This window comes from Sporolactobacillus sp. KGMB 08714 (genome assembly GCF_036598985.1).
Classification (GTDB): Bacteria; Bacillota; Bacilli; order Bacillales; family Sporolactobacillaceae; genus Sporolactobacillus.
On record NZ_JAUUBW010000028.1, the window covers coordinates 18,082 to 36,044 of the forward strand.

17 protein-coding genes and 1 pseudogene are annotated in these 17,963 nt (G+C 51.3%); 16 read left to right on the forward strand and 2 right to left on the reverse strand.

The window, feature by feature from the left end; all coding sequences use genetic code 11:
• Positions 1-18: 18 nt before the first annotated feature.
• The 8 genes from Q6A92_RS13030 (at position 19) to yajC (ending at position 6,055) form a co-directional block, all read left to right on the forward strand.
• Positions 19-600 carry a YhcN/YlaJ family sporulation lipoprotein gene (locus Q6A92_RS13030; RefSeq protein ID WP_332238372.1) on the forward strand — a complete coding sequence of 194 codons (582 nt, stop codon included), beginning with the start codon at positions 19-21 and terminating at the stop codon, positions 598-600.
• Positions 601-745: 145 nt separating this feature from the next.
• On the forward strand, positions 746-1,471 hold the full coding sequence (locus tag Q6A92_RS13035) for a YebC/PmpR family DNA-binding transcriptional regulator (RefSeq protein WP_274398082.1): 726 nt from the start codon (positions 746-748) through the stop codon (positions 1,469-1,471).
• 189 nt (positions 1,472-1,660) lie between these two features.
• Positions 1,661-2,263, forward strand: coding sequence for a Holliday junction branch migration protein RuvA (gene ruvA, locus Q6A92_RS13040; protein WP_274398081.1), 603 nt, complete (start codon positions 1,661-1,663; stop codon positions 2,261-2,263).
• Positions 2,264-2,281: 18 nt separating this feature from the next.
• Positions 2,282-3,283, forward strand: a complete 1,002-nt coding sequence (gene ruvB, locus Q6A92_RS13045) for a Holliday junction branch migration DNA helicase RuvB (protein WP_274398299.1) — start codon at positions 2,282-2,284, stop codon at positions 3,281-3,283.
• 5 nt (positions 3,284-3,288) lie between these two features.
• Positions 3,289-3,489: a DUF2905 domain-containing protein gene (locus tag Q6A92_RS13050; RefSeq protein WP_274398080.1), complete on the forward strand. Its 201-nt coding sequence runs from the start codon at positions 3,289-3,291 to the stop codon at positions 3,487-3,489.
• A gap of 23 nt (positions 3,490-3,512) precedes the next feature.
• Complete coding sequence (gene queA / locus Q6A92_RS13055; RefSeq protein WP_332238373.1) at positions 3,513-4,559, forward strand: tRNA preQ1(34) S-adenosylmethionine ribosyltransferase-isomerase QueA; 1,047 nt, start codon at positions 3,513-3,515, stop codon at positions 4,557-4,559.
• Positions 4,556-5,698, forward strand: coding sequence for a tRNA guanosine(34) transglycosylase Tgt (gene tgt, locus Q6A92_RS13060; protein WP_274398078.1), 1,143 nt, complete (start codon positions 4,556-4,558; stop codon positions 5,696-5,698). The genes queA and tgt overlap by 4 nt, the downstream gene beginning before the upstream one ends.
• A gap of 21 nt (positions 5,699-5,719) precedes the next feature.
• Positions 5,720-6,055 carry a preprotein translocase subunit YajC gene (yajC, locus tag Q6A92_RS13065; protein WP_274398077.1) on the forward strand — a complete coding sequence of 112 codons (336 nt, stop codon included), beginning with the start codon at positions 5,720-5,722 and terminating at the stop codon, positions 6,053-6,055.
• A 103-nt stretch (positions 6,056-6,158) separates the two neighbouring features.
• Here yajC and Q6A92_RS13070 read toward each other — a convergent pair whose 3' ends face one another.
• Positions 6,159-6,539: a TIGR04086 family membrane protein gene (locus tag Q6A92_RS13070; protein ID WP_274398076.1), complete on the reverse strand. Its 381-nt coding sequence runs from the start codon at positions 6,537-6,539 to the stop codon at positions 6,159-6,161.
• A gap of 187 nt (positions 6,540-6,726) precedes the next feature.
• Between Q6A92_RS13070 and Q6A92_RS13075 the strand changes: the two genes are divergently transcribed.
• On the forward strand, positions 6,727-7,284 hold the full coding sequence (locus Q6A92_RS13075; RefSeq protein ID WP_274398075.1) for a YetF domain-containing protein: 558 nt from the start codon (positions 6,727-6,729) through the stop codon (positions 7,282-7,284).
• Here the strand turns inward: Q6A92_RS13075 and spoVB are convergent.
• On the reverse strand, positions 7,281-8,837 hold the full coding sequence (gene spoVB, locus Q6A92_RS13080) for a stage V sporulation protein B (protein WP_274398074.1): 1,557 nt from the start codon (positions 8,835-8,837) through the stop codon (positions 7,281-7,283). The two genes, Q6A92_RS13075 and spoVB, sit on opposite strands and share 4 nt — an antisense overlap.
• A 233-nt stretch (positions 8,838-9,070) precedes the next feature.
• Here spoVB and Q6A92_RS13085 point away from each other — a divergent pair, with 233 nt between their 5' ends.
• From Q6A92_RS13085 to dtd, 7 genes and pseudogenes are all read left to right on the forward strand, one after another.
• Positions 9,071-9,361: a post-transcriptional regulator gene (locus Q6A92_RS13085; RefSeq protein WP_274398073.1), complete on the forward strand. Its 291-nt coding sequence runs from the start codon at positions 9,071-9,073 to the stop codon at positions 9,359-9,361.
• A gap of 82 nt (positions 9,362-9,443) precedes the next feature.
• Positions 9,444-11,685 (forward strand): annotated as a pseudogene (gene secD / locus Q6A92_RS20325) (protein translocase subunit SecD).
• An 81-nt stretch (positions 11,686-11,766) separates the two neighbouring features.
• On the forward strand, positions 11,767-12,117 hold the full coding sequence (locus Q6A92_RS13100) for a LapA family protein (protein ID WP_274398070.1): 351 nt from the start codon (positions 11,767-11,769) through the stop codon (positions 12,115-12,117).
• A gap of 52 nt (positions 12,118-12,169) precedes the next feature.
• Positions 12,170-14,521, forward strand: a complete 2,352-nt coding sequence (gene recJ, locus Q6A92_RS13105) for a single-stranded-DNA-specific exonuclease RecJ (RefSeq protein WP_332238374.1) — start codon at positions 12,170-12,172, stop codon at positions 14,519-14,521.
• Positions 14,511-15,023, forward strand: coding sequence for an adenine phosphoribosyltransferase (locus Q6A92_RS13110; protein WP_332238375.1), 513 nt, complete (start codon positions 14,511-14,513; stop codon positions 15,021-15,023). The genes recJ and Q6A92_RS13110 overlap by 11 nt, the downstream gene beginning before the upstream one ends.
• A gap of 205 nt (positions 15,024-15,228) precedes the next feature.
• Complete coding sequence (locus Q6A92_RS13115) at positions 15,229-17,406, forward strand: RelA/SpoT family protein (protein ID WP_274398067.1); 2,178 nt, start codon at positions 15,229-15,231, stop codon at positions 17,404-17,406.
• A gap of 65 nt (positions 17,407-17,471) precedes the next feature.
• Positions 17,472-17,918, forward strand: coding sequence for a D-aminoacyl-tRNA deacylase (dtd, locus tag Q6A92_RS13120; protein ID WP_274398066.1), 447 nt, complete (start codon positions 17,472-17,474; stop codon positions 17,916-17,918).
• Positions 17,919-17,963: the final 45 nt, after the last annotated feature.

Sequence of the window (17,963 nt, forward strand, 5' to 3'; positions counted from 1 at the left end):
TGAAGGGAGGTTTTTATATTGAAAAAAGCAATGAGCGCACTGGGCATTATGCTCATGGCAACCGGTATTTTTTCCGGGTGCCGGGCGGATAATGCCGCGAACTACAATCCGAATGCACCGCGCGACATCAATTATCGGGTGGATCGCTACAGTCCGAATGCCGCAGTTACTCCGAATCCAATCACTTCGGCTCCGACCAATTACAACGCGACGACCCGGACAAATCCGGCTAATCATTTGAATGTTCAGTCGGATCGGAAACTGGCCAAAAAGATTGCCAATAAGGCGAAGACCGTCAAAGGAATCGCTCAGGCCCACGTTATCGTGACAAACGACAGCGTTGTCATCGGAGCGGTCCCCGACCGGGGCCGGACGGATACGGCAAAGTTAAGAAAAGAAATTGTGTCTGCTGTCCGATCGCTTGCCGGAAAGAGATCGGTTTATGTGTCGACCGACAATCGTTACGTGCAGAGGATTACGGCGGTTGAAGCGAATTTCAATGCTGGAAAGGGAATGCGTGAAGCACGTGCCGATGTTGTCGGAATCATTGACGATCTTTCCAGAGCCGTCAAGCGTCCGTTTCAAAATAACACTAAATAAAATCGCAGCGAAGCAAAGGAGCGGGGAGAAATCCCTGCCCTTTTTTTAAAGGTAAAAAATATGTATAATGGTAACGGAAATAGGTTTCATTATAGCACGCCGGTTTCTACGGTATCATAGAGGATTGATGAAAGGGGATTAGAGTATGTCCGGACATTCTAAATGGAATAACATACAGCACAAAAAAAATGCAATGGATGCCATTCGGGGCAAGGCATTCATGAAATTGTCCAAGGATATTTTCACGGAGGCAAAGCGGGGCGGCGGCGACCCGGATATGAACGCGGGTCTGAGGCACGCTATTGAAAAGGCAAAGGAAGCCAATATGCCCAATGATAATATTGCCCGGGCAATTAAGAAGGCCAGCGGCAATCTTGACGGGGTGACCTATGCTGAGATCACCTATGAAGGATACGGCCCGGGCGGCGTTGCGGTGATGATTGATGTACTGACCGACAACCGCAACCGGTCGGCCTCGGAAATCCGCCATGCCTTTACGAAAAGCGGCGGCAATCTCGGCGAATCGGGAAGTGTTGCCTTCATGTTCGATCGGCAGGGCATGATCGAAATTGAGGGAAAGGAAGATCTGGATGAGGATCAGGTCATGATGGACGCCATCGAGGCCGGAGCGGACGATATGAAGACTGAGGACGGAACGTTTATCATTACGACAGCTCCCGAGAGCCATGAAGAGGTTAAACGGGTGTTGGAAGAGAAAGGTTATGAAATTGACCGAGCTGAAATCGCGATGGTTCCGAAGACGAAAACAGCCTTATCCGGCAAGGATCTTGAAAAAATGGAAGCTTTAATGGACGCGCTGGAAAATAATGACGATGTTCAGGACATTTACAGCAACCTGGAAGAGGCCTGATTTCTTTTATTGTGCCAGGCATGATTCAGAAAGCATATTTTTCAAAGCAGCGGGACTACGGAGGACATTCGGTCGGGAATGTCCTTATCTTTTTTCAATCTTTGTGATCCGGCTGCAGCTTGTGCTATCATATTAGAAGAATGACTTCTGTATGGATGTTTAAAAATGGACGGATGAGGAGCTAAGCTTGTGTTCGATTATATACGGGGGTTGCTGACGTATCTTTCCGGAAACGGTATTGTTCTTGAGCAGGGGGGCATCGGCTACCGGATTGTCTGTGCCAATCCGTTCAGCTATCAGCCGCTGCTGAATCATGAGGCCACCCTTTATCTGTTTCAGTACCTTCGTGAAGATGCCAACGTATTGTACGGTTTTAAGACACGTGAGGAACGCGAGCTTTTTGTCAGGCTGCTGACCGTTTCCGGCATCGGACCGAAAAGTGCGCTGGCCATTCTGGCTTCGGATCATCCGGAACGGATCATACAGGCTATCGAAGCGGAAGATGAGCATTATCTGACCCGGTTTCCGGGAGTCGGCAGGAAGACGGCCGGACAGATTGTTTTGGATTTGAAAGGAAAACTGAATGATTTTGCCGTACAGGATGGAAGCGCCGATGAAGAAGAAAGTTCTTCGGAAAACGGGAATCATCCGTTGACGGAAGCTCTGGACGCTTTAAAAACGCTCGGATATTCGGACAAAGAAATCGGCCGTCTGATTCCCATACTAAAAAAGCAGGATCTGTCGGCAGAAAATTATCTTAAAGAGGCCCTTCGCTTGATGATGAAGGCATAAGAGGGGAGAGTGAAGACCGTGGAAGAAAACCGGCTGCTTGCGAGTGAATTAACCGCTGAAGATAAAGGAATCGAAAAATCGATCCGTCCGTCGGATCTGGAGCATTACATCGGCCAAGAGGCCATAAAAAAAAATCTGGAAATCTTCATAAAGGCCGCCAAAGAGCGCAACGAGCCGCTCGATCATGTGCTGCTGTACGGCCCTCCCGGTCTTGGCAAAACGACTCTGGCGATGATTATTGCCGCTGAAATGGGTGCCGGCATCCGGACGACATCGGGCCCCGCTCTCGAAAGGCCGGGAGATCTGGCCGCGGTGCTGTCGTCGCTTCAGCCGGGCGATGTTCTGTTTATCGATGAGATCCACCGCCTGAGCCGTCACGTCGAGGAAGTACTCTATCCGGCAATGGAAGATTTCTGTATGGATATCGTCGTCGGCAGGGACGATACGGCGCATTCGGTCCGCCTGAATCTGCCGCCCTTTACGCTTATCGGCGCCACGACGCGGGCGGGCTATCTTTCGCCCCCTCTCCGCGACCGTTTCGGCGTGATCAGCAGGCTGCAATATTACAGCCCCTCCGAGCTGGCGCTCATTGTCAGGCGGACGGCGTCTGTTCTCGGCACCGAAATTGACGAAGAGGCCTGTGATGAGATCTCCCGCCGCTCAAGAGGAACGCCGCGTATTGCCAATCGTCTTCTGAGGAGAATCCGGGATTTTGCCCAGGTTGAGCTGGACGGGGTCATTGACCGAAACGCGGCCCGGATCGGGCTGGAGCGTCTCCAGGTGGACGAGATGGGACTGGACCGGGTCGATCATCAGCTGCTTATGAGCATCATCGGCAAATTCGGCGGCGGGCCGGTCGGACTGGACACAATTGCGGCGTCTGTCGGAGAGGAGCGGCACACAATCGAAGACGTTTATGAGCCTTATCTGCTCCAGATCGGTTTTATTCAGAGAACGCCGAGGGGCCGGGTCGCTACCGATCATGCTTATCAATATTTTAATATAGAAAAGGAAAGCTGACCGCCATGGGAGACTTAGGCAGATTTTTGATGATTACAGGCGCCGTGCTGTTTGTGATCGGGCTTTGCTGGCCGTTGATCGGCCGTCTTCCCGGCGATATTTTTATTAAAAAGGGAAATGTCACGTTTATGTTCCCCATTGTTACCTGTATCGTCATCAGTCTGGTTTTATCACTGATTTTTTACGTCATGAATCATTTTCGCTAATGGAAAGAGAGTGCATAAAAAACATGGATGTTTCAGATTTTGATTATGAACTGCCCCAGGAGCTGATCGCTCAGACGCCGCTTAAGGACCGGGCGGCATCGCGGCTGATGGTGATTAATCCGAATAAGGACCGGATCATACACCGCCATTTCAGCGAGATCATTGATTATCTGAATCCCGGCGACTGCCTGGTTCTGAACGATACGAAAGTGCTTCCCGCCCGGCTGATCGGATATAAAGAGGATACAGGCGCCAAAATCGAATTGCTCCTGCTGAAGCAGACGGAGGGGGATTCGTGGGAATGCCTGGCAAAACCGGCAAAGAGGGTACATGAGGGCATACATATTCAATTCGGCGGCGGCAGACTTGAAGCTGTCTGCACGAAGGAACTCGATGAAGGACGGCGGATCGTGACTTTTCATTATGAAGGCATTTTCTATGAAGTGCTGGAGGAACTTGGGAAAATGCCGCTGCCGCCCTATATTAAAAAACAACTGGACGATCCTGATCTTTATCAGACGGTATATGCGAAACACCGCGGATCGGCTGCCGCACCGACGGCCGGTCTCCATTTTACAAAGCAGCTGCTTGCAGAAATCGAAAAAAAAGGCATCCACATCGTTTTTATTACACTGCATGTCGGACTCGGCACATTCAGACCGGTCAAAGTGGACAAAATAGAAGAACACACGATGCATTCGGAATTTTACCAGATGACGAAAGAGGCGGCGGACACGCTGACCCGGGCGAGGCAGGAAGGAAAACGCGTCATCGCCTGCGGAACGACAGTCATCCGCACATTGGAGACGATCACGGCTAAATTCGGCGGCGAATTCCGTGAGGCTTCCGGATGGACCGATATTTTCATTTATCCCGGCTATCGATACAGAGCAATCGATGCCATGATCACGAACTTTCACCTGCCGAAATCAACCTTGATTATGCTTGTCAGCGCTTTTGCCGGCAGAAATTTTATTCTGAAGGCCTATCACGAGGCGGTTCAGGAGAAATACCGTTTCTTCAGTTTCGGTGACGCCATGTTTATTGAGGAAGGAATTAAAACAAGATGAGCGCAGCGGTAACGTATGAACTGATTAAGACGGAAAAACATACCGGCGCGCGGCTCGGCAGGCTGCACACGCCTCACGGCACCTTTGAAACGCCGATGTTCATGCCGGTCGGAACACAGGCCACGGTCAAGACGATGAGTCCCCGTGAGCTGAAAGAAATAGGCGCCGGGGTGATCCTGAGCAACACATACCACCTCTGGCTCAGACCCGGTGAGGAGATCGTGGAAGAAGCCGGCGGACTGCACCGGTTCATGAACTGGGATCGGGGTATTCTGACCGATTCCGGCGGCTTCCAGGTTTTCAGTTTAAGCAAACTGAGAGATATAACGGAAGAAGGCGTGCATTTCCGCAGCCATCTGAACGGAGAAAAGCTCTTTCTCACACCTGAAAAATCTGTGGCCATTCAGAATGCGCTCGGCTCGGATATCATGATGGCGTTTGATGAATGTCCGCCGTATCCATGTGCTTATGACTATATGAAGGAATCGGCTGCCCGGACGAGCCGCTGGGCGGAGCGCTGCCTGGCGGCGAACGGGCATCCGGAGCGGCAGGCGCTCTTCGGCATTGTCCAGGGCGGCAACTATAAAGACCTGCGGAAACAGTCGGCGGCCGATTTAACCTCTCTTGATTTTCCCGGATATGCGATCGGCGGTTTGTCCGTCGGCGAACCGAAGGAAACGATGAACGACATGATTGCCTACATAACCCCGTTTCTCCCGGTGGATAAGCCAAGATATCTGATGGGTGTCGGCTCTCCGGACTCACTGATCGACGGAGTCATCCGCGGAATCGATCTGTTCGACTGCGTGCTTCCGACGCGCATTGCCCGCAATGGAACCTGTATGACGGAACACGGCCGCCTGGTGATCCGCAATGCGAAGTATGCCCATGATTTCCGGCCGATCGACGAACATTGCGACTGTTCTGTGTGCCGTTCGTATTCAAGAGCTTATATTCGTCATTTGGTCAAAGCCAATGAAACATTCGGATTTCGTTTAACGACTTACCATAATCTTTATTTTTTGATAAAATTAATGAAGCGTGTCCGATCGGCGATTCTGGAGGATCAGCTTCTTGAATTCAGAGAAGCCTTCTTCGAATCGTACGGGTTTAATAAACCAGATGCGAAAAACTTTTAAAAGTTGAAAGGGAGGCTGACCATGGCCAGTTTAGGAACATTAATACCGCTGATTATTTTTATTGCTATCTTTTACTTTCTGCTGATCCGTCCGCAGCAGAAGAGAACGAAAGAAACGAAACAGATGCAGGCCGCGCTGTCGCGCGGAGACAAGATTGTCACCGTCGGCGGCCTGCAGGGGACGATTGATTCGATCGACGATCAGACGGTGGTTCTCAGATGCGGGAGCAGCAAACTGACTTTCGAACGCAATGCCGTTCGTACGGTACTGAAAAAGACCGGTTCGAACGCTCATTCCGAAAACGACAAGGATAAGAAAGAAACAAAAGAATCATCTGCTGAAAAGGCGGAAAATTAAATAAAAAAAGCGGTCCTGAAAAAGGCCGCTTTTTTTATTTCCGAACCGGTAAAGACCGATTGACCGCTGTCCACAGATGACTTTTCCGGCCGGAAGGAAGAGACTAAGGACGTTTTCCCTGGAAGAAATTGACACCGATCGCTCCGCCGATCGCGCAGGAGGCAATGTTGGTCAAATAGAAAATGTATTGATTCAGCCCCGGCGCCTGATCAAGCCCGAGAAACTGAAAAAACAGGCTGAACAAGCAATAAAAAAGGCCGGTGACGGATCCGATCAGAAGCCCTCTCTCTTTCATTTTCGAACCGGATATAATCCCGCCGATGAACAAAGCGCCGATTGATATGATAATCGGCAGGACGGATCCGCCGGTTTCTGAATAAGATGTGAAGCGTAAAAGAGAAGCAAGCAGAAAAGCAGAGGCAAGGACGATGACAAATGAAGCAGCGATTCCATACGTTACGGCAGCCAGCCAGTTTCGTGCCATTTTTCCACCTCCATAGATGTGATTGAGTGTTCTTTTCTGAAAAGTCGACGCTTGTCAATGCCCGTTTACCTTCAATAGTATTCAGACGGCGGACGGTTGATGCCAAAAAGAGCAGATCCGGCGATTCATGAAATGCTTCGTTCTGTCCATACTAAGCATAAGAAAAAGAATGCGGAGGAGGAGAAATATGGGAACGGCGGCTGCCAGAACATTGCTGTTGATCATAATTATGCTGTTTGGATTCAGAGACCTGATGGCCGCGAAACTGGGCGACCGGACTTTTTCCGAATTTATGATGCTCCTGGCAGCCGTCGAACTGTCTTTTTTCGCGGTTATCCGGCCGGATGAGCCGCTCATTCCCTTTCTGATACCGCTTCTGCTGCTGATCGCCGCTTACCGGCTGTACGTATTTTTGTTTGAAGCTTTCACAAAGCGGGCGATCCGGGAAAGCATCGCTTCGCTTTCACTTAAAGAAGAGAGCCGTCCGCCCCGGCGCGTACGTCCGCCGTCCGCCGCCGGCAAACCGGCTTTTCCCGGGAGCGCGGGCCCGCCGATGGGCCTTCCGCTTATCGAATGCGGCAAGGTGCGCGGGGATAATCTGAAACGTATCGGGAAAACGTACCTGTGGCTGAGGCAGGAGCTGCGAAAATTCGGCTATCGCGACATCCGTCGGGTAAATTATCTGACGATCGACCAGGCGGGGAATTTTTATATGGATATGAAAGACGGCAAGTCCGGGAATTAGTTCTTCACCCATTTTCCAATGATGGGAAGCTGGCCGAGTTCTTCTTTGTGAATCATCCCAAGAAAAAAAGTAAGGATCGCGTAAAAAGCTGCGATCATCGAGATCAGCACGACAGTTCTTGGCAGCAGGGCCCAGCCGGTGAAGACCCTTTCAATGAGAAAGTGAGCGAGGAAAGCGGAAAAGGCAATAATGATCGCAGTCCGTACATAGTCTTTAAGAATCAGCGAGAAGCCGATCGTCCTGATAATCAGAGCCATATGCAGGGCAGTCACGAGAACGACGTTGATACAGATGGCGAGGGCCGCCCCTTTAATGCCGAATTCGGGACGGCTTGTCAGAAAATAAAGGGTGATAATTTTGACCACGGATCCGATCAGAGTATTGAGCATCGCTTCTTTCGCGAGATCCAGTGCCTGAAGAACGGCGTGCATCGGTCCCTGGAAATAGAAAATCATGAAAAAGGGAGCCATGATACGGAGCAGATCGGCGGAGGACGGGGAGTCGTAGATCAATGTCATCAGCGGCCCTGCGAAAGAAAAGGTGACGACGAGGGACAGCCCGCCGGTCAGCATGGCGATGCGCAGTGCCTGATTGAGCCGGAAATGGATCAGGCCGTACGATTTTCTGGCGTAGGCCTCGCTGATCGTCGGGACAAGCGAAACATGAAGGGCGTGCGTGATAAAGCTGGGCAGAAGCAGCAGAGTCAGGGCATAACCGGTCAGCTGTCCGTACAGTTCCGCCGAAGCTTTAATCGAAAATCCGGCGAGGACAAGGCTGTTTGAGACAACGATCGGTTCGAAGAAATTGCTGAGTGAACCGATCAGCCGGCTTCCCATAGTCGGCAGGCCGATTCCGAGAAGCTGCCGGAGGATGGAGCGGGTGCGTTGGACGTAATGCCGCTGCTCGTTGCCGCTGCTGCCCGTCCCTTCTTTTCTGAAGGCGTGGAGCATGTACAGCAGGGAGGCGCACTCTCCCGCGGATCCGGCGATCATTGCTCCGGCCGCTGCGTACTCGACGCCGTACGGCATCAGGAGGCTGGCCAGCATGGCGACCAGGGAAATACGGACAATCTGCTCGACGATCCCCGAAAAGGCGTAGGGCTTCATATTGCGGATGCCCTGAAAATAGCCGCGCAGAACCGAGCTGACGGCAACGATCGGAATCACGGGGGTAATGGCAATCAACGGATAAATCACACGTGTGTCGGCGAACAGGAATTTGGCTGAAAGAGGAATCAGCAGCAGCATCGACACGGTCAGCAGGACACCGGAAACGCCGACGATGGCCAGCGACATCGAGAGTATTTTCTTTATTTTCCTTTGATCCCCGAACGTCTCCGCTTCGGCAACCAGTTTGGAAATGGCCACGGGGAGGCCGAGTTCCGTCAGCGTGACAACCAGCAGCATCGCCGGGAAAGCCATCATGTAAAGCCCGACGCCTTCGGATCCGATAACCCTTGCAAGGACCATGCCGTTTATCATGCCTAATATGCGCGTGAACAATCCTGCCGCCATTAATATAAGGGATCCGGTTAAGAAAGATTGCCGTGCCATTGATTGTCCACCTTTTTCTGCCGTTATTGCGGTGAATAAAAAAGACTGCCGCCTGCATATTGGGATTATATGCAGTGGACCCGCCCGGGCATGACAAGCCCTGCCCAGTGAGCATCTGAATGATTGAAGCGGGTATTGCGGCAGCAGCTGAGATAAAAAGGTTTTTGCCCGGTGAATTGTCTTTCGTATTGGCAGCCAGTTATGCTATGATAAATATCATGGGAGGAATCTGAATGCCGGAAACTAATGAAGGTATGGAAAAGTGGCGGAACGAAATTATGCCGTTTTTGCAAAGCAAACTTGAAGAATTTCATTTGCTGGGCCTGAATCATCTGACAATGGATGAATTCTGGAAATTTACGAAAGAAAGGCTGGAGAGGAAAAAAGGGAACAAGCCTGAACGAATACATGAAGTGGTAGCCGAGGTCATGTCGCTGACTGTGAATGATTATATGAACAAGCTGCGGATGGATATGTTAAAAGACAGTCCGGTCGGCTTGGGCGACGGCCCGCTGTTCAAATAGACAATTCATGCGGACGGCCGGAAGGTGCGGCACGGGGGAGGCCCCTTCCGGCGTAGAAAGAGAAGGGAGCAAGTTAACGATTATGGTAAAAAAAGGACCGCTGTTTTCCTTTTTTGCAATCCTGATTGTTTTGGCAGTCATACTTAGTTTTGCTACGGCGCCCATCATACATAATGTGAAGCTGGGCCTTGATCTGAAGGGCGGTTTTGAGGTTCTTTATCAGATCAAGCCGCTGAAAGCGGGACAGAAAATCGACAGCAACACAATGAGCAACGCTGTGGCTGCGATCGACAAGCGTATCAATGTCCTCGGTGTAAGCGAGCCGAGTATTTCAATCGAAAACGGCAACCGGATCCGCGTTCAGCTTCCGGGCGTAAAGGATGAGAAACGGGCCCGCCAGCTGCTCTCGACAACGGCCGTTCTGAGTTTCCGGGACTATAAGGACCATCTGATGATGGACGGGAGCGAACTGCAGCCGGGAAAGGCCAGTGTGGCTTTCGATCAGCTCAATCAGCCGATGGTTACCCTGCAGCTGAAAGATTCGAACAAATTTGCCAGTGTCACGAAAAAAATTCTTGCCGAAGCACCGAACAATGTGCTTGTTATCTGGCTGGACTATCAGAAGGGCGATTCTTTCCTGAAAGAGGCTTCGCAGAAAAATCATAAGTTTATTTCAGCGCCCCAGGTCAGTGAGGTTCTGAACACGACCAATGTGCAGATCACCGGGATGTCCTCGGTGAAGGAGGCGACCAACCTGAAGGATCTGCTGAATTCCGGTTCGCTGCCGGTTAAGATGACCGAAATCTATTCGGATTCGGTCGGCGCGCAGTTCGGCCAGGATTCAATGACGCAGACGCTGTTTGCCGGCGCACTCGGCGTGGCGGCGATTCTGCTTTTCATGCTTGCTTTTTACAGGCTCGGCGGCCTGATCGCGGATATCACGCTCATATTTTATGTTTATATTGTTATGGGAGTCTTTGTCGGACTTCAGGCGGTCCTGACGCTGCCGGGGATTGCGGCGCTGATTCTCGGAATCGGGATGGCAGTCGATGCCAATATTATCACTCTGGAGCGGATCAAGGATGAGATACGCAGCGGCAAATCGATTCTGTCGGCTTTCAAATCGGGAAGCCAGCGGGCGCTGCCGACCGTCGTCGATGCCAATATGACGACCATTATTGCCTCGGGAGTGCTCTTTGCATTCGGAAACAGCGCCGTCAAAGGTTTTGCCGTCATGCTGCTGATCAGCAACGTCATCACGCTGATTACATCGGTCTACGGCGCACGCCTGTTCCTCGGCCTGCTGATCCGCAGCAGGGCGCTGAATGACAAACCGGGCCTGTTCGGCGTCAGGAGGAGTGATATTCGTGAGTAATAAGCGGAATATGAACTATAAGCACTATAATAAGTTTTATAATCACCTGGATTTTATCAAATACAGAAATATCTTCTTCACTTTTTCAGCTTCTCTGATCCTGATCGGCATCATTTCCCTGTTTGTCTTTCACCTGAATCTGGGTATCGATTTCAGCAGCGGAACACGAATCGACGTGCAGGGCAGCCGGACGATGCCTGTCACTGAAATCAGCAAAACCTTTACCGATCTCGGCTATCAGCCGGGACAGCCGACCGTATCGGGCAATCATAATAATACGGTCACGGTCACTCTCAATAAAGAATTAAATCAGCAGCAGGTGGCGGCGATCAAGAGTGCCATTCAGAGCAAGTTCGGCGTGAATCCCAATGTCAGCACGGTTTCGCCGCAGGTAGGCCGCGATCTGGCTAAGAATGCCTTTTATGCTCTGATTCTTGCTTCAGTCTTTATCATCATTTATGTGTGGATCCGTTTTGAATTTCTTCAGGGGCTGACGGCGGTCCTTGCCCTGATTCACGACGCTTTCATTATCATCACGGTATTCAGCCTGTTTCACATTCAGGTCAGCATCCTGTTTATTTCGGCCGTGCTGACGATTGTCGGCTATTCGATCAACGATACGATTGTGACATTCGACCGCGTCAGGGAAAATATCAAGCTCAGCAGAAAGCGGCTGACGACGTTTGAAGAACTGGGTGCCGTCGTCAATCTCAGTATCCGGGAAACGCTGACGCGGTCGATCAATACGGTCCTGACCGTTCTCTTTCCGGTTATCTTTCTGCTGATTTTCGGCAGCGAGTCGATCCGCACGTTCACGATCGCCTTGCTTGTCGGCCTGATCTGCGGCGTCTATTCATCGATCTGTATTGCCTGTCCGCTCTGGGCGGTGCTGAAGGCGCGTTATCTGGCAAGCCGCAAGCGGAAAAGAACGGTGCAGCCGCAGGCCTGATTGATTTTCGAAAAAGAAAGGCAGACTCTCGTTTCGTCTTTCTGCTCTTTTTTCTGATTACCTTAATAGGAGGCAGACACAGTGAAAAAACAATGGAGCCTGCTTTTTGCGCTGATCTTTATTTTGATCGTCGTGCTGTTCTCCATCGGGAATGTGGGGTATGTGACTTTTAATTTCCTGTTCGGAAGCGTACGACTGCCGCTGATTCTGATCATTCTCGGCTTTTTTCTGCTCGGCGCTTTCCTGGTCGGCTTATTCACTTATTATAAAATATATGTGCAGCAGCGCCGCATCAGGAAGCTTAAACGGGAATTGCAGCGTCTGACGGAGCTGCATCCAGGGGAAGGAGATCAGGCCGCCGCGGACGGGACACCGGACGGCGAAGAGAAAGAAACCCGCGCTTCCAGGCGCCGTTCTTTACTGAAAAAATAAGGCCTCGTCTGAAAGTCTATTGATTGTGAAGTGAAGGAGGAGGGGAGGCCGTTTGTTAAAACCAAACTATCACTGGATTTTAAAGCAGGCGGATGAAACAAAGACGCACGCATTGGCCGATGCGCTGCACATTTCTTCACTGACCGCACGCCTTCTCGTGCTGCGCGGGATCGATCGGCCGGAAAAAGCGAAAATTTTTTTGCATCCGGAGAAGGTGCAATTCTGCGATCCGATGGAAATGCTCGGCATGAGGGAAGCAGCGGCAAGAATCGTCCGGGCGGTCCGCGACGGTGAAGCGATCCGTGTGTTCGGCGACTACGATGCGGACGGCGTCACTTCAACCGCTTTGATGATCCGAGCACTCGGGAAAATGGGAGCAAAAGTCAGCAGTTATATTCCCAACCGGTTCACGGATGGTTACGGGCCGAATGTCCGGGCGGTTGAAAGAGCGGGGAACGACCAGGTGAAGCTGATCGTGACCGTGGACTCGGGGATTGCCGCTTTAGAAGCTGCTTCGAAAGCGAAGGAACTGGGGATTGATTATATTGTCACCGATCACCATGAACCGCCGGCTATCCTGCCGGATGCATTCGCCATTCTGAATCCGAAACAGCCCGGATGCGATTATCCGTTTAAGGGCCTCTCCGGTGCGGGCGTAGCGCTGAAACTCGTTCAGGCGGTCTGTTCCGGTCCTGCGGATGACAACTGGATCGCACTGGCCGCGATCGGAACCATTGCCGATCTTGTCCCGATGCGCGCTGAAAATCGTCTGATTGTTTCCAGAGGACTGCAGATCATAGGCGGGGGATCGCTTGCAGGAATCGATGCTCTGAAGATAAAAGCCGGAATCAGCGGGGCCGTGGACAGCGATATGATCGGTTTTCAGCTGGCGCCCAGGCTCAATGCGGCCGGCCGGCTGGCCGATGCGGACACGGCTTTACGCCTGCTGCTCTCCGACGACGGCGAAGAAGCGGCGCTTCTTGCCAGCCGGCTGGAGGAATTGAATCGGCAGAGAAAAGCGCTGGCCGATCAAATCATGCTTGAAGCCGATAAGGAAGCGTCCGACTATTGCCGACGCGGTGACAAAGCCCTGGTGATTGCGGGCAAAGGCTGGCATCAGGGTGTTATCGGCATTGTGGCTTCACGAGTGGTTGAAAAATATTACCGGCCGACTGTTATTCTCAGTATCGATCAGCAAAGCGGAACGGCCAAGGGATCCGGCCGGAGCATTGACGGATTCAACCTTTATCTGGGACTGAAGAAAAGTGCGGGAAACCTGACGCAGTTCGGAGGACATCAAATGGCGGCCGGACTGTCGCTTCCGGCGGACAGGATCGACGCCTTCAGAGAGGATTTCAACCGTGCCGCCGAAGAATCTTTGGATGATCAGGCATTCATTCCCAGACTGGCTGTTGACGGCGAATGCACGCCGGACCAGATTACGGTGAAACAGATTGAGGAGATGGAGCGGCTGGCCCCCTTCGGTACAGACAACCCCCGTCCGGCTTTCCGAATGAATGCGGTCAGACTCTCGAAAATCGGCGCCGTGGGCAGAGAAAAGGCTCATCTGAAAGTGATGTTTCAGGGCCGCGACCAGGAACTTGACGGAATCGGGTTCGGGCTCGGCGGCCGGCTGGAACAGATCTCGCCGATTGATTGTCCAAGCGTGATCGGCAATTGCTCGATTAATGAATGGAACGGATTCCGAAAGCCGCAGTTTCTGATTGAGGACCTGCGTATCGACGGTCCGCAGATTTTTGACTGGCGGTCGGACCGCAAAATCCGGGAAAAAATATCCGGGCTGCCTCCGGAATCAGCCACGCTGCTCGCTTTTCATCCGGAAAGTGCGGAAGAGCTGGGCATTGCCGGCGGAATCACGCTGTTTGAACCGGGCATGTCCGTCAGGCAGCCGGATCTTGTGCTGCTTGATCTTCCCGACCAGGAAGATCAGCTGTCCGAACTGGCCGGGAACAGCCCGCTGGTTCATCGGATCTACGCGGTATTTTACCATCGGCATGAACACTACTTTACTTCATTTCCGTCACGGAAGCACTTTGTCTGGTATTATGCCCTGATACGTCAGGAACATTCATTCATGCTGGATGCCATGGCACGGAAGATTGCCAGGCATAAAGGCTGGTCCGAGCAAACGATTCATTTTATGACAAGGGTGTTTTTTGAACTCGGTTTTGTTAAAATAGATAAGGGTTTCCTGACAGAAAATTCTGCGCCGGTGAAGGCGCCCTTGACTGCCTCCTTAACCTATCGTAAAGAAAAGAAACAGCTGGAGATGGAGGATCTTTTTTGCTACTCCCCGCTTTCTTCACTGAAAACGTGGTTTGAAAAGCGGATAAACGATCGTGATAAAGCTACTGAGCCGGAGGGGACCATGAATGGATTATAAGCAGTATATTGAATCGGTACAGGATTTTCCGAACAAGGGCATCAATTTCAGAGACATCACTTCGCTCCTTCAGGAAGGGCCTGTCTATAAGTCGGCGATTGACGACCTGTCAAAGTTCGCGAAGGAAAGAGATGCGGAAGTGGTCGTCGGTCCGGAAGCGCGCGGATTCGTCATCGGCGGGCCGCTTGCCTATTCTCTGGGTGTGGGGTTTGTTCCTGTCAGAAAGCCGGGAAAACTGCCGCGGGAAGTGGTTACCGTTTCCTATGAGAAGGAATACGGCCTTGATGAACTCTGTATTCACAAGGATTCAATCAAAGCGGGGCAGCGCGTGCTTGTCACCGATGATCTGCTCGCGACCGGAGGCACCATCGAAGCAACGATTAAGCTGGTGAAACGTCTCGGAGGCGTCGTTGCCGGCGTCGCTTTTCTGATTGAGCTGACTGAACTGAATGGCAGAAAACTTTTGACGGATTATGATGTGCTTTCATTGATCAAATTTTAACCGGGATACGAGACGGAGTGCCCTGAACAGGGGCACTCTTTTTCTCACTTTCAGCTCCCCCTTTGTTTTCAAAAGGGACGCCATTTTTGTTTGTCGCGGAAGCGAATGGCGAATAATCAGGCAAAAACTTTACATTAACTCTGTTTTCTCAGATAATAGTGATAATACAATCCGGAAATGAGGCATCGCATAAGGTGATGGAAATATGACGATGGATGAATTAATCCAGAAGGCCTCTGCTTATCTCGATGAAAAGGATATTGCGTCGATTAAGGAGGCCTATGAGTTTGCGAGTAGGGCGCACAGCGGACAAGTCCGCAAATCGGGCGAGCCGTATATCACGCACCCGGTAGAAGTCGCCGGCATACTGGTCGACCTGAAAATGGACGCGACGACCATTATCAGCGGCTTTCTCCATGACGTGGTTGAGGATACTCCGGTTACACTCGACAACATTCGTGAGACATTCGGAAACAATGTCGCCACGCTTGTCGACGGGGTAACCAAGCTGAGACATTTTGAATACACGTCGAAAGAGGATCAGCAGGCGGAAAATCACCGGAAAATGTTCGTCGCCATGGCCCGCGATCTCAGGTGCGTCATCGTGAAGCTTGCCGATCGGCTCCATAATATGCGCACATTGAAATTCATGAGCAAGGAAAAACAAATTCAGAAAGCGAATGAGACGCTGGAAATATTCGCACCGCTTGCCAATCGTCTCGGCATTTCGGCGATAAAATGGGAACTTGAGGATATATCGCTGCGCTATCTGAAACCGCAGCAGTACTACAAAATCGTCAATCTGATGAAGCAAAAAAGAGAAGAGCGCGAGGCCTATATTGCCCAGGTGGTCGAAGACCTGAAGAAGTATGTCAAAACGGTCGATATCGAAGCGGAGATTTCCGGACGGCCGAAGCATATCTACAGTATTTATCGGAAAATGGTGAATCAGCACAAACAGTTTAATGAAATCTATGATTTATTTGCGGTCCGGATTATTGTAAAAAGCATTAAAGACTGTTATGCGATTCTCGGTATCATTCATACACATTGGAAGCCGATGCCGGGCCGTTTCAAAGATTATATCGCCATGCCGAAAGCCAACATGTATCAGTCTCTGCATACGACGGTGATCGGGCCGAAGGGAGATCCGCTTGAAGTACAGATCCGGACCGAGGAAATGCACGACGTTGCCGAATACGGCATCGCGGCGCACTGGGCCTATAAAGAAGGAAAAACAAGAAATATCAATAATAAATTTGAGGACAAGCTGACCTGGTTCCGTGAGATTCTTGAGTATCAGAATGAGACAGAAGACGCTAAAGAATTTATGGAATCACTCAAAATGGATCTGTTTTCCGACACAGTGTTTGTTTTTACGCCTAAGGGAGATGTTATCGAACTTCCGGTCGGTTCCGTGCCGATTGATTTTGCCTATCGGATTCATACGGAAATCGGCAATAAAACGGTCGGCGCAAAAGTCAACGGGAAGATGGTGCCCCTCGATTATAAGCTGAAGACCGGGGATATTGTCGAAGTGATGACATCGAACCATTCGTACGGACCGAGCCGCGACTGGCTGAAGATCGCCCAAGGTTCGGCGGTAAAAAACAAAATCAGGCAGTGGTTCAAGAGGCAGCAGCGCCAGGAGAACGTAGCGAACGGCAGAGAAATGATTGAAAAAGAATTGCGGAGCCAGGGAATCAGCCTGAAAGATACACTGACTGAGGCGAATATCGCCAATGTTGTGAAAAAATATAATTTTTCCCATGAGAATGAACTGTACGCTGCAGTCGGATTGAACGGAATTCCGGCGAAACAGGTCGTCGCCAGACTGACTGAAGACGAGAAAACGGCGAAAGAGACAGAAGCGGATGAAGCGGCCAAGCAGTTTCCCGAGTCGAAAAATACCGTCGTTCACCGCCGCCGGACGTCGCTCGGCGTGCGTGTCAAGGGGGTCGACAATTTACTGATCCGGCTTGCCCGCTGCTGCAATCCCGTCCCCGGCGATGCGATCATCGGCTATGTAACGAGAGGAAGGGGCGTCACGATCCATCGTGTCGACTGTCCGAACATCAAAAATGAAGAGTCGGATGAACGGCTGATGGAAGTGGAGTGGGAGAATAATGAAGAGAAATCGAAAGAGTACAATGTCGATATTGAGATAACAGGCTATGACCGCAACGGGCTGCTTAATGAAGTGCTGCAGTGTGTTTCGGATGCTCATACGGCAATCAATGCAGTGTCGGGAAGAGCCGACAAAAACAAGGTGGCTTCAATTCATATGACCATTGCGATTACGAATATCAGCCATCTGCGCCGTGTGGTCGACAAGATTAAGCGTCTTCCGGATATTTATTCCGTGCGCCGCGTGATGCAATGATCGGAACGGCCGTGTCGTACAGAATCATCATCCGGCGATTTAATATCAAAAAAGGGTGAGCGGATGTGAGAGTGGTTGTTCAGAGAGTCATGGAAGCCCGTGTTCGAATTGGCGGGGAAACAGTCGGGCAGATCAGGCAGGGACTGATGCTGCTCGTCGGTATTAAAAAGGGCGACACGGCTGAAGATATGGATTATGTGGCTGATAAAATCGTCGGCCTGCGTATTTTTGAAGACGGGGAAGGGAAGATGAACCGATCGATTCAGGAAACCGGGGGAGAAATTTTGTCCGTTTCGCAGTTTACACTCTACGGGGATACGTCGCATGGAAGGCGGCCGAGTTTTATCGAGGCCGCACGTCCCGATCAGGCTGAACCGCTTTACGAGGCTTTCAATGCACGACTGAGGAGCCGGGGAGTAACGGTCTCAACCGGGCGATTCGGCGCGATGATGGCGGTGTCGCTGATCAATGACGGACCGGTTACCCTGATTATAGAAAGCAAGAGGCATTGATCCCGGCAATCCGGCAGGATCGCGGCAGTGATGTGTCGGCGTTGC